The organism is Flavobacterium anhuiense, assembly GCF_004151235.1.
Classification (GTDB): Bacteria; Bacteroidota; Bacteroidia; order Flavobacteriales; family Flavobacteriaceae; genus Flavobacterium; species Flavobacterium anhuiense_A.
This window is the reverse complement of sequence record NZ_JUIV01000008.1, coordinates 105,727-118,526: the sequence shown is the minus strand read 5'-3', so window position 1 is coordinate 118,526 and position 12,800 is coordinate 105,727. Positions and strand designations below refer to the sequence as shown.

At 32.7% G+C, this 12,800-nt stretch carries 9 protein-coding genes; all 9 read right to left on the bottom strand.

The window, feature by feature from the left end:
* Positions 1–83: 83 nt before the first annotated feature.
* Positions 84–962, bottom strand: coding sequence for a hypothetical protein (locus tag NU08_RS11970; RefSeq protein ID WP_119789717.1), 879 nt, complete (start codon positions 960–962; stop codon positions 84–86).
* Positions 963–964: 2 nt separating this feature from the next.
* Positions 965–3,118, bottom strand: coding sequence for a L,D-transpeptidase (locus NU08_RS11965; protein WP_129747318.1), 2,154 nt, complete (start codon positions 3,116–3,118; stop codon positions 965–967).
* Between the two features lie 14 nt (positions 3,119–3,132).
* Positions 3,133–3,612, bottom strand: a complete 480-nt coding sequence (locus tag NU08_RS11960; protein WP_129747317.1) for a DUF4280 domain-containing protein — start codon at positions 3,610–3,612, stop codon at positions 3,133–3,135.
* A gap of 15 nt (positions 3,613–3,627) precedes the next feature.
* Complete coding sequence (locus NU08_RS11955) at positions 3,628–4,494, bottom strand: hypothetical protein (RefSeq protein ID WP_129747316.1); 867 nt, start codon at positions 4,492–4,494, stop codon at positions 3,628–3,630.
* An 11-nt stretch (positions 4,495–4,505) separates the two neighbouring features.
* Positions 4,506–5,504, bottom strand: coding sequence for a TssN family type VI secretion system protein (locus NU08_RS11950; protein WP_129747315.1), 999 nt, complete (start codon positions 5,502–5,504; stop codon positions 4,506–4,508).
* 181 nt (positions 5,505–5,685) lie between these two features.
* Entirely contained in the window at positions 5,686–6,300 is a 615-nt protein-coding gene (locus NU08_RS11945; protein ID WP_242502543.1) for an acyloxyacyl hydrolase, read from the bottom strand.
* 87 nt (positions 6,301–6,387) lie between these two features.
* Complete coding sequence (secDF, locus tag NU08_RS11940) at positions 6,388–9,378, bottom strand: protein translocase subunit SecDF (protein ID WP_129747313.1); 2,991 nt, start codon at positions 9,376–9,378, stop codon at positions 6,388–6,390.
* A gap of 225 nt (positions 9,379–9,603) precedes the next feature.
* Complete coding sequence (gene mdh / locus NU08_RS11935; RefSeq protein ID WP_129747312.1) at positions 9,604–10,539, bottom strand: malate dehydrogenase; 936 nt, start codon at positions 10,537–10,539, stop codon at positions 9,604–9,606.
* 110 nt (positions 10,540–10,649) lie between these two features.
* Positions 10,650–12,590, bottom strand: a complete 1,941-nt coding sequence (gyrB, locus tag NU08_RS11930) for a DNA topoisomerase (ATP-hydrolyzing) subunit B (RefSeq protein ID WP_008462259.1) — start codon at positions 12,588–12,590, stop codon at positions 10,650–10,652.
* Positions 12,591–12,800 lie beyond the last annotated feature (210 nt).

Here is a 12,800-nt window from a genome sequence, read left to right as displayed (position 1 = left end):
TGCGGGAACGGAGGGGAGGTAACAACAGGAATATCTGTTTTAACTTTAAATTGTTGAAGATTTATTTTTCTAGTTTACAATCACTATTTTATAAGATAATCTTTAAGAATAGGTAAAATTTTTACTTTGTAAAATATTTTTTCTTTAAGATCTAATTTACTTTCGATTTTTTTGTCGATAAATAGTTTTACATCATAATATTCATTAGTAGTATTCTTCCATCCATTTTCAAAACTTGGAGAACAATTAATTTCAATTATTTTTTCAGACTTAAATTTATCTTTGAACTTTTTTAAAGTTGGTTCTGAATCTAAAGTATCTTTACTTAATAAAATAACACCTTTTTCTAAATCATCACAAGCACACATCCGTGTAGGGTCTTTTATTTCAGCTTCATTTTTAATATATCTTGGAGTTATATCCTTTAAAATATATTCTATAATAGTAATGTCATTATATTTTGAAGATTCTTTTATATAAAATATTCCATTTTCTAATAAGTCATCGAAAACATATTCACTAATCATCTCAATCCCATTATATGATATAGAAGGATTTTTAGACGATTCCGTTAATAAATAAAAACTATTAGTATCCTTTAATTGAATAATTCTTCCTAAAAGTAATTTTGAAAAATAAGTAGCTTTAAATTCATCATCGCTATCAACAACAGAATTCGCTAAATATTTAAAAAAACTTTCTCGATACTCTTTATTCAACAAATCGACAATTTTAATATTTTCTATATAAGTATCATTATATCTATATTTTTTCATTTCTAATTTTTCACCAAAAAAGGACATTTTATCAAGGTTAAGTCCACTTATTAAAATTTCATCAGTGTTTTTCATTTCTATATTTTTTTCCTTTATTTTTTTATTGACATTTTTTAATTCTTCATTATTTTGCTGTTTACAGGATACAAATAGAGCAATTGATATTGCTAAAATGATGTTTCTCATAATTAAGATTTTATTATTTTTAATTTTCCAGGTTTAATATTTGGATTGTTTTTATAAAAATCAACCCACCATTCATAAAATGATTTAGCATCGGAATCAAATATTCTAATACAACCATGTGTTCTTTTTAAAATAGGATCTGGTATAGGCTTAAATGTTATTTTATCCTCTTGTCGTCCACCGTGTATTCTAATAGCAGATCTTCCACTTTTATCAGCCTCATCCTCACTATCTTTTATAGGTTCAAATGACAATCTTGGATTAGGTCCATACGAAACTCTTTTCCCTCCTGAACTAGAGCCAATTATAAAAGGAGAAGCCGAAATTTTGTATGTACCATATGGGGTATCAGAATTCGTAATTAACCTATCTTCTCCAGCTACACCTTCCAACAAACAATCAGAAATTGTAAAAGCAATCTTCTCATTATGATCAAATACTTCAATTTTACCTCTCCTACAATTATTTCTAGGTTTCTCATGTTCACATTTTTTACCTGTATATTTTTCAGTTATAATAACATTCCAAGTTCCTGATTCCACATCTGGTTTAACAACATCATCTTTATTGCATGAGAGATTTTTAGTTTTTTGCCCTTTTCCTTCATCATATATAGCAGAAACATACTTTTCTATTTCCCATATATATGTTTTACCTTCTCCATCGTACTTTTCACCTCCTTTTTTAACTTTTTCTTTTTCTCCTACTTCATAAAAAAAAACAGGATTTTGTCTGTAACCATAATGTCTGGATTTACTTAGATCTGTTAAAGTTTTGCCATCTTTCTTATATTCTAAATGATATTGATTATCAAATACAATATGATTAGGAGTACTTCCTTTTCCAATATCTACAGGCATTAGAATTGACAAATAAAAATCTGCCAATGTTGTTAATTTTGACTTATTTTTAGTTAAATATTTTTCAACATAATCTAACTGCTGTAATGCGGTCATTTTTAAAAGAGCATCTCTTGTTGTACCAACTGATTCAGCAGCATCATCTCCAAATTGGATTAGCCCCACATAACTAGATCCTTTTCCTGCTGTAGGTGAAAATGTTCTTCCTGTTTCTAAAGCCATAGCTGCCATTAATAAATTAGGATCTTTATTTAATCTCTGTGCTATTTCTATAACTTTCTTTCTAAACTCGCAACTTACTTTATTTCCCCAAATAAGATCATAATCTTTACAAACACACTTTCCTTTATTTTTATCTGCCCAATACCCGCCAATATTAACGGTCAAGTAACTATTAATCTTTTCAACAAACGGATCTTTCCAGATTTCTTTTTTTACATCAACTTTCTGTTCCTGATAATCATGCGCTTTTCTATCTGCTTTTGCTATTCCTCTGGTTTCTTTTTTAGAAGGTCCTTTTTGTTGTGCGGGAGATGTTTTTTTAGTTTCGTTTTCAGATGGTTTAGAAGCAGAAGTTTTAGAAAGTATATCTACTTTATAATCTGGATTAATTACATTAATATCTTGGGTAGGTTTCGAAACTTTTTTGTAAAACTCTGCTGTCACATAATATTCATGAAATGCGCCTTCGTTAGACTCATTGGGTGACGTTTTTGCATTGGCAAGCCAAACTTTGCTGGGGTCAAAAGTAAATTTGACATCGGCTATTCCATTTAATACATTGGCTTCTTTTGTTTCAATACTAATGTCAGAAAGGTCTTTTTTGCCTCCGTCATTTTCCCATAAAGTAACGTTTATGCGAAATTTTTCCATATTCAGGCAATGCACGCGAGCTGTAATGGTTTCGCCATAGCTAAATAGTTTAGTAGGCTTTTTTCCAAGGTTGTCCAAAATTTCTACATATAGAATCTTGCTTTCTGCATTATTTTTGGTTTTAATATCCAAAACTGCTTTTTCGCCGTTGGCATCAACAAGCATCCTGATTCCTTTGCGGGTAAGGCTGGTTTGGGTAAATGTATACTCAACGGTGGCACCTGTCTTATTGTTTTTGGTCATTTTTACCCATTCCTTTCCCAATAATATCCAGACACTCCATTTGATATTTTCGTCAGGTATATTTTCTATTGGATCAATGAATTTTGATGGAGCAGAACTGCCAAAAAAATCATGTATAGAGTAATATTCTTTTATCCCTATCACAGGATTGGGATTGCCATATATTTTTACTTTGCTCATAATTTTGTACTATTTTAATAACAATCAGGAAGCTGGTCTTCTGACTCATCAGGATTTAACAAAGGATTAATCTGCTTTAAAACATCACGATCTGCTTTTTGCATCTGCTGGCTTCCTAGCTCGGCTATCTGTCCATGTTTAAAAATTTCTATGCATTTTGGTCCGCCTATAGGACATCCCGCTTTACTGTCTTCTATCAAAATTTTGCCTTGATTGCTCAATGTTACTTTCTCGTAAGGATCGTCCCACAAGGTTATGGTCGCCATGCAGGGTTTATTGCCACTTGAAGTAGGCTGTAAAGTGCATTTGCCAAAAGTGCCACTCTTTAAGGTTTGATTGATATCTTTGGTTGTGGCTATGAGTTTTTTATTAGCTCCTTTGTCATTGGCAAAATGTTTTTTTTGAGATTTTACCACTAAAATATCCGTGGCACTTGAGTCTTCACTAAACTTGCATTTGCAGGTTGCGCCATCTACAACAACATATTTCTCCATAATCTTGATTTTTTATTATTCTACTAAAAGTGACATCCTACTATCTACAGTAATTTTGCTCTCGTCTAAGTTTTTAACTTTAACTGTAATTTTTCGCTTCATATCAATTAAATCACATTCCAAATACAGTTCTTCTATGAGATAATTATTAGGATTCAAAAAATATTGGGCGCGGTAATATTCTTCAGCATTTTCGTCTTCAGATTTTCCGCTTTGGGTTATTTCAATCTGGTTTAGATCGTTGAGATACGGATTCACTTTTTCAGAAATTAAAAACTCCAAATCTTCGGTTTGGGCAATTGCAGGAAAATATAATTTTCGTTCCGTTTCAAAACTTTGAGTGTAGGCTCTGTGTATTCCGTTAAAATAAGCCCTCAAGAACCAGTTTCCAGATAGAAGTTTTACCAATAAGCTGTTATCTTCAATTGCACTTTCAATATTTTTAGTGAGCTGCGCAAAAGTTTTCCCATCAAACAATTCCCTAATGCTGTCTTTTTGTTTTTCCCAGCGTTCTTTTAGTTTGTCATAACTATTTAAATCTATCCATTTGCCGTATTTATTTACAACTATTCGTAAAGGAAACAGAAGTTCTGCAGTCTTTTCTGCGACCGTATATACTCTTGTATCAATTGGTTCTCCGTCTATTAATAATTCTGAAGTTTTACTTATTTCAATAAAATGATAATTGTCTTGTTGGGTATCGGGTTTCAATCTTAATAGACTGAAATTTTGTTCAAGAGTCTGTTTTTTCCCTTCCTTTTCAATTGTGTACAAAACCGAATAGTTACGATTGAGTTCAAAAGGGTTAAAAGGAAGGACATTATCTTGACTTACAAATAAAACGGGTTCTTTCTTCTTTTCTTTATCATCTTCTTTTTTCATATGCTATCCATTTATTTTATAGGTCCTTCTTCATCAGGCTCTTTTAATTCATTAATCTTTTTCTGTTCTGAATCTTCATTGTGCGAATCAGTGTTGTATATTTTAGCATCGGGTATTTTCTTTATTTCTGGAGGAGCATTTTTCTCCGTTTTACGCTCACATACTATTACTGAGTTTTCCTTGATTAAATTGGATTCCATATCGTATAAAGCATCTATGTATTTTGTTTTTTCGTACCATTTGGATTGAGGATAAAAAACCCAATTATAGTTTTGTTTGTTCGGCATCATTAATCCAATCTGATTTTCTGGATTACTTTGGTTATATCCATTTACTGCAAGAAAAAACAAACGCCCAAATTTGACGCCTACAGGTGCTTTTGCTCGTATAGAAATATATTTTTCATCACTGTGTTCTTTTTTTATTAAGAGTGTAATCAATAAAATGCCATTCATTTCATTGCTCTTAATTGTTTTATAAAACTTATCAGGTGTCCATGTAGTTATTTTTTTTGGGGGTATAAGCATCATAAAACAAAACGCTTTATCAATCGCAGTGGGAACTACGAATAGTATAAAATGGCCACACATTATAAAAGTAAAATTTATGCCGTTTAAGGCTGTATAAATAATAGCAAACAGCAGGCTTGAGTATAATGGGGCAACAGATGCGAAAAGGAGTTCTACAACAAAACTCTTTTGCTTGAATTCCTGAAAATAATTACGATAAATCCAAACATGAAAAACCCCAAACACTAAAGATACTATCTGATAAAAAAGAAGTTCTTGACTAAGGTTTGTAAATCGCTTATTATGACCTAAAAATGCAATAAGCGCATAAATCAATGCCAATATCAAAGCATAGGCATAGAATTTCTTTTTATACTCTTTTGCAAAGTCTTTTATTTTATCGATAATAAGTAAGGTAAGGATACTACTAAGCGCAATTATCACAATTAAATATATTATGATATTGACATCAATAAGATTTACTAAGTACTTTTTAATCATTTCAGTAATATTTAAGCACTAATGTAATCTTTTTATTTCATTTTAAATAAAAAATATATTATTTTTCTTTCATTTAAGATTCTTCATTTATAAAAAAAAGGACTATGTCCTTGAGTATTTTTTACAATTAATTATTATTTCATAAAATCATTACAAAATATATAATTTTAAACCAAATCCTTTACAATTGATACGAGATGCCAAATTCTATATTCTTCGTATTATATCCAGCATTACTGCTTCCTAAACCTGCATTTGAAACGTGCCTTAAGCTTGGACGAATATCAAACTGGATTTTATTAAAAACAACCGTAAAACCAAGCGCTAAAACATCGGCAAAAGCAAATCCTTTTGACATTCTTTCTGTTTCAGTATCTGTAATCATTGGTCCAATACTTCCTAAAACATAAAACGAACACACTTTACCAACAGGCTTACGAACTAAAAAACCGCAATTAAGCACATATTCGCGAACATCCTTTAGACGCGTATATTCATCTCTTTTTTGCTGATAATTTGGCGTTTCAGGCTTAACAAAATAGAAATTCAATAATTGGTGTTTTCCAAAATTGATTTCGGGCTGAACTAAAACTTCGTATTCAAAATTTTTAGTCTCTTTTATCTTGTAATAGAGTTGCGCCTTATAAAAATGATTTTCAAAAGTATAATCAGTATTACTAAATTCACTTCCGAATCCATAACTCAAACCTATTCCGTAATTACTATTTTTCTCTTGCGCTTGAAGCTGAAATACCGCTAATAAAACAGCAATAAAGAATATTTGTTTTTGGATCATAATTCGTTTTAGATTGGCAAATGCAAACATAAAAAAAAGATCCAGTTTTCACTGGATCTTTCTATTTATTTAAAATAAGGTTTTTAATTATGCCTTATTGTGTTTGTCTTCGATTGTGTGTTTCTCATCACTTGAAATCGTGTCAACCAATACTGGTGTAGCGATAAATAATGAAGAGTAAGTACCCACGATAATACCAATTAACATCGCGAAGATAAATCCTCTGATAGACTCTCCACCGAAGATAAACATCGTTAATAATACGATAATCATCATTAATGAAGTATTCAATGTTCTAGATAATGTAGTATTAATAGAAGCGTTTACGATATCTTCGAAACTTCCTTTACGGTTTCCGATGATAAACTCTCTTACCCTGTCAAATACAATTACCGTATCGTTCATAGAGTAACCAATTACAGTCAAGATCGCAGCGATAAAGTGCTGATCCATTTCCATGTGGAATGGCATGAATTTGTAGCATAATGAATAAACTCCTAATACGAAAATTACGTCGTGAGCAACAGCTGCAATCGCACCTAATGAATATTGCCATTTACGGAAAGATACCATTAAGTATAAGAAAATAACTGCCATTGCACCAAGAACTGCCCAGTAAGAGTTAGTTTTAATATCTTCAGAGATAGAAGCACCTACTTTAGAAGCTTGCAATACACCTACTCTTTTACCATCAAATGAGTTGATGAATTTATCGTAAGTTGTATTTGGGAAATACTTCTGTAAAGCAGCATATAATTTTTGGTTTACTTCCTCATCGATAGCAACACCGTCTTCTTTAATTTTATATTTAGTAGTGATTTTCAATTGATCATCATCACCTAAAATTTTAGCTTCAACCGGAGTACCGAAAGCAGCAGATAATTCATCAGAAACTACAGTTGCATCAACTGGCTTTTCGAATTTAACTTGGAAAGTTCTACCTCCAACAAAATCAACACCTTCATCTAATCCGTTAACGAAGAAGATAGATACTAAACTTACTACCGTTACAATAGAAGAGAAGATATAAGTGAATTTTTTGATTTTGATGAAATCAAAGTGGAAGTTTGTAAACCAGTTTTTAGTAATGTTTGTAGAGAAAGTTAAATCACCTTTTCCAGCAATATTTCTGTCAATGAAAATTCTAGCAATAAAGATAGAAGTAAACAATGAAGTTACGATACCAATTAATAATGTTAACGCGAAACCTTTAATAGGACCTGTTCCGAAAATAAATAAGATCGCTCCAGTTAAAACGTGAGTAACGTTAGCATCAATAATAGAACGCATTGCACCATGCCATCCGTAAGAAGCTGTAACTGCTTCAGAAAGAGATTTTCCTTCACGCAATTCCTCTTTTGCTCTTTCGTATATAATAATGTTCGCATCTACCGCAGTACCTAATGTAAGTACGATACCTGCAATACCTGGCAATGTCAATACAAAACCAAAACTTGCCATAATTCCGAATAAGAATAGTAAGTTTAATAATAAAGCAAGGTTTGCATACCAACCCGCTTTACCATAATAGAATACCATCCAAACGCAAACTAATAAGAAACCTAATACAGAAGAAATTGTACCTGCATCAATAGCTGCTTGTCCTAAAGATGGACCTACAACAGTTGATTGGATAATATCTGCAGAAGCTGGTAATTTACCTGCATTTAATACGTTAGCTAAATCTTTAGTTTCAGCTACATCAAATGAACCTGTAATCTCAGATCTTCCTCCAGCAATAGGACCGCTTGTTACACCTGGAGCAGAATATACGATATCATCTAATACAATAGCAATGTAGCTTTTTTGAGCGAATGCTCTTCCTGTCAATTCTTCCCAAACTTTAGCACCTTGGCTGTTCATTTGCATGGAAACAGCTGGTTTACCCATTTGGTCAAAAGTATCTTTTGCATCAGTTACAACACCACCGCTCATTGCTGGGTTATTGTCTCTGTTTCCTTTTAAAGCATACAATTCAACTGCTTCGATATCAGCAGCACTTTTAATGTCTTTAGCTTTAGGATCTTTTATAGTTGTTGGCTTGCTCCATACAAATTTAGCATAGTGCTGGTCAGCAGCCAATAATACTCTAATTTCTGGTCTTTTGAAATAATCATTGATAGCAGCAGTATCTTTAGGAGCAAAGTAACCTAAAACTGGTCCACCACCTTGAACGATCATTTTATCAAATAAAGGATTATTTCCTTTTTTAACATCTGAAGAATCTTTAGCATCTGTTAATAATGCATTTAATGAATCTTTAGCAACCGTTTTAGTTTCAGTCTTTTTAACTTCAGTTTTCTTTAAAGCTTCGTTTGCTGATACTAAGAAATTTCCAATTTCTTCAATTTTGAAAGTTTCCCAAAACTCTAATTGAGCTTTTCCACCTAATAATTTTTTAATTCTATCAACATCCTTAGCACCTGGAAGCTCAACTAAGATTCTTCCTGTTTCTCCTAATTTTTGGATGTTTGGCTGTGTAACACCAAATTTGTCGATACGCTCTCTTAATACTTTAAAAGCACTTTCTACAGACTCATCAACTTTTCTTTTGATAACTTTTTGAACTTGCGCATCAGACATTTGAAAGTCAACTCCACCTTCTCCTTGAAGACTTCTGTTAGCGAAAATATCTGGAGATGCTAGTTTTACAGTTCCTTTTGAATTTGCTTCAAAAGCTTCAAAAAACTTATTTAAATATGTTTTATTTCCTTCTAAGTTTGCAGATGCATCAGCTAATGATTTATTAAAAACTGGATTTTTAGAATTATTAGCCAAACCTTTTAATACATCTTTAATAGAAATTTGAAGAATAACGTTGATTCCTCCTTCTAAGTCAAGACCTTTATTAAGCTGTTTGTTTTTCACTTCGTTATAAGTGAAATCAGTAAAACCAAGATTTAATACTTTTTCTTTACCAATAGAATCTAAATATTTCAGCTCTTTATCAGGATTATCTCCTGCAAAAGCTTTAGCTTCACTTTTGACACTATTTGCCACAAAAGTGAAGGATAGTTGGTAAATACTTACCAATGCAAATAGAATTGCGAAAAATTTAATAAGTCCTTTATTCTGCATTATTACTAAAAATTAATTATGTTTTATTTTTGTTTTTGTTTTAAAGTCCCATAAAATAAGCCCTGACATGATTTTTTAAAACAAAAAAACGAGATCACGAATTACCAATTTTTTTTTAAACCGAGCAAATATATAATTAACGAAAATATTAACCAATTTATTTATTAATTAATCTCAAAAAAAAAGCTGCAAAAGTGCAGCTTCTTTTCTTTTTTGCCGTTTTTATTATACTAAAATCGTTTTTAGAGCATCATTCATACTACGAACTGCATCTGCACTTTTAGCAAATAACGCCTTTTCCTGATCGTTTAAGTTTATATCCAGAATTTCTTCTACACCATTTTTACCAATTATACATGGCACGCCTATACAAATATCATTCTGCCCATATTCTCCTTCTACAAAAACAGAACATGCAATCATTTTTTTCTGATCGTTCAAAATACTATCTACTAAGTAAGCCACAGAAGCCCCTGGTGCATACCAAGCTGAAGTCCCTAGAAGTCCTGTAAGAGTTGCACCTCCTACCATTGTATCTGCTGCAACTTTCTGCAATACTTCTTCTGGAAGGAACTGCGATACTGGAATTCCATTATAAGAAGCTAAACGCGTTAACGGAATCATAGTGGTATCTCCATGACCTCCAATTACCATTGCCGAAATATCGTTTGCCGGTTTATCTAGAGCTAATGAAAGGTAAGTTCTAAAACGAGAACTATCTAAAGCACCACCCATTCCTATTATTCTGTTTTTTGGAAGACCTGTAGCTTTTAAAGCTAAATACGTCATCGTATCCATCGGATTGGAAACTACGACAATTATAGTATTAGGAGAATATTTCAGGACATTTTCAGCAACTGTTTTTACAATCCCTGCATTAATACCTATTAATTCTTCTCTTGTCATTCCTGGTTTTCTCGGAATTCCTGATGTAATTACTACTACATCGCTTCCCGCGGTTTTAGAATAATCGTTGGTAACTCCCGAAACTCTGGTATTAAAACCTGTGTTTGTGGCACATTGTGTAATATCCAGCGCCTTCCCCTCTGCAAAACCTTCTTTAATATCCAACAATACTACTTCGCTTGCAATTCCTCTATAAGAAATGACATCTGCACAGGTAGCTCCAACATTTCCTGCTCCTACAATGGTAACTTTCATATTTTTTACTTTATCGGTTATTAATTATGTCTATTCTCTAAAAAGACAATTCGTTTAATTGTCTAGTAAATTTAAACAATTAAACGAATTGAAATTATTAATTTTTCATTTTATGCGTCGATATTTGCGTAAACTGCATTTTTCTCGATAAACTCTCTACGTGGTGGTACTTCATCCCCCATTAACATAGAGAAAACTTGATCAGCTTCTGCAAGACTTTCAATATTAACCTGACGTAATGTTCTGAAATTCGGATCCATTGTAGTTTCCCATAATTGTTCCGCGTTCATCTCTCCAAGACCTTTATAACGCTGGATAGAAGCACTTCCTCCCATTCTTTCGTTAGCCTGATCACGCTGAACATCATTCCAAGCATATTCTTTTTTGTTTCCTTTTTTAACTAAATATAAAGGTGGCGCTGCTATATATACGTGACCCTCTTCAATAAGCTCTTTCATAAAACGGAAGAAGAACGTTAATATTAAGGTAGAAATGTGACTACCATCGACATCGGCATCACACATGATGATTACCTTGTGATATCTCAATTTTTCAAGGTTTAATGCTTTACTATCTTCAGCAGTTCCAACCGTAACTCCCAATGCCGTAAAAATATTTCTAATCTCTTCGTTTTCGAATACTTTATGGTGCATTGCTTTCTCAACGTTCAAGATCTTACCACGTAATGGCAGAATCGCCTGAAAGTTACGATCACGTCCTTGTTTTGCTGTTCCACCAGCCGAATCTCCCTCGACAAGGTAAACTTCACATCTTGCTGGATCTTGCTCAGAGCAATCTGATAATTTTCCTGGTAATCCACCGCCACCCATAACGGTTTTACGCTGTACCATTTCACGAGCTTTTTTAGCTGCGTGACGTGCCTGAGCTGCTAAGATTACTTTTTGGATAATTACTTTTGCATCATTTGGATTTTCCTCCAAATAATTCTCCAGCATTTCTCCAACTGCTTGAGAAACTGGAGAAACCACCTCTCTGTTTCCAAGTTTAGTTTTAGTTTGCCCTTCAAATTGAGGCTCAGCAACTTTTACCGAAATAATAGCTGTTAATCCTTCACGGAAATCATCTCCTGAGATTTCAAATTTCAATTTATCCAACATTCCAGAAGCATCGGCATATTTTTTAAGCGTTCTTGTCAAACCACTTCTAAAACCTTGCAAATGCGTTCCTCCTTCGTGCGTATTGATATTGTTTACATAAGAAAAAATATTCTCAGTATAACTTGTATTATAGATCAAAGCAACCTCAACTGGAATTTCACCTTTTTCGTGATCCATGCTGATTACGTGAGAAATAATTGGCTCACGGTTTCCATCTAAATAACGGATATATTCTTTTAATCCTTCATCTGAATGAAAAACTTCGCTTCTAAATTCTCCTTTTTCATCAACTTCTCTCTTATCTGTAAACGTAATTGTGATTCCTTTATTCAAGAAAGAAAGCTCACGCATACGAGCTGAAAGCGTATCGTATGAAAACTCAGTAGTCTGCTGAAAAATAGTATCATCTGGAAAGAAAGTCTGACGCGTACCTCTTTTCTCTGTTTCACCAATTTGTTTTACAGGATATAAGGCTTTTCCTCTTTCGTATTCCTGCTCATAAATTTTACCTTCTCTAAATACAGTAGATTTCATGTGAACAGAAAGGGCGTTTACTACAGAAACCCCAACCCCGTGCAAACCTCCTGAAACTTTATATGAATCTTTGTCGAATTTACCTCCGGCACCAATTTTTGTCATTACAACCTCAAGTGCAGAAACACCTTCTTTTTTATGCAAATCAACTGGAATACCACGTCCGTTATCTTCAACTGTAACAGAACCATCTTCGTTTATTGAGACACTAATGGTGTCGCAATGCCCTCCCATTGCCTCATCAATAGAGTTATCAACAACCTCATAAACTAAATGATGCAGTCCTCGAACCCCTACATCTCCAATATACATTGATGGACGCATTCTTACGTGCTCCATTCCCTCTAATGCCTGAATACTATCTGCTGAATAATTGTTCTTCTTGATTTCTTCGCTCATATAATTTATTCTAAAAAATGTATTTACTGTCTAACACGCAAATATATAAAAACGCGAGCTATATACCCAGTAAATTACAACTTAAAGCACCTAAGTTATTAACACAATCGTCTGAAAAACCTAAAAATAAGTCCAAAAATGAATTTAAATTCAAAATTTTTGAAAATCCCAAAATTTTAAATGTCAAATTCTAATTTTGAAATCTGAAAT

What these genes read in the sequence shown, in the direction of transcription:
- NU08_RS11970 (WP_119789717.1), bottom strand. Translation starts at nt 962, where the DNA reads ATGAGAAACATCATTTTAGCAATATCAATTGCTCTATTTGTATCCTGT.
- NU08_RS11965 (WP_129747318.1), bottom strand. Translation starts at nt 3,118, where the DNA reads ATGAGCAAAGTAAAAATATATGGCAATCCCAATCCTGTGATAGGGATA.
- NU08_RS11960 (WP_129747317.1), bottom strand. Translation starts at nt 3,612, where the DNA reads ATGGAGAAATATGTTGTTGTAGATGGCGCAACCTGCAAATGCAAGTTT.
- NU08_RS11955 (WP_129747316.1), bottom strand. Translation starts at nt 4,494, where the DNA reads ATGAAAAAAGAAGATGATAAAGAAAAGAAGAAAGAACCCGTTTTATTT.
- NU08_RS11950 (WP_129747315.1), bottom strand. Translation starts at nt 5,504, where the DNA reads ATGATTAAAAAGTACTTAGTAAATCTTATTGATGTCAATATCATAATA.
- NU08_RS11945 (WP_242502543.1), bottom strand. Translation starts at nt 6,300, where the DNA reads ATGATCCAAAAACAAATATTCTTTATTGCTGTTTTATTAGCGGTATTT.
- secDF (WP_129747313.1), bottom strand. Translation starts at nt 9,378, where the DNA reads ATGCAGAATAAAGGACTTATTAAATTTTTCGCAATTCTATTTGCATTG.
- mdh (WP_129747312.1), bottom strand. Translation starts at nt 10,539, where the DNA reads ATGAAAGTTACCATTGTAGGAGCAGGAAATGTTGGAGCTACCTGTGCA.
- gyrB (WP_008462259.1), bottom strand. Translation starts at nt 12,590, where the DNA reads ATGAGCGAAGAAATCAAGAAGAACAATTATTCAGCAGATAGTATTCAG.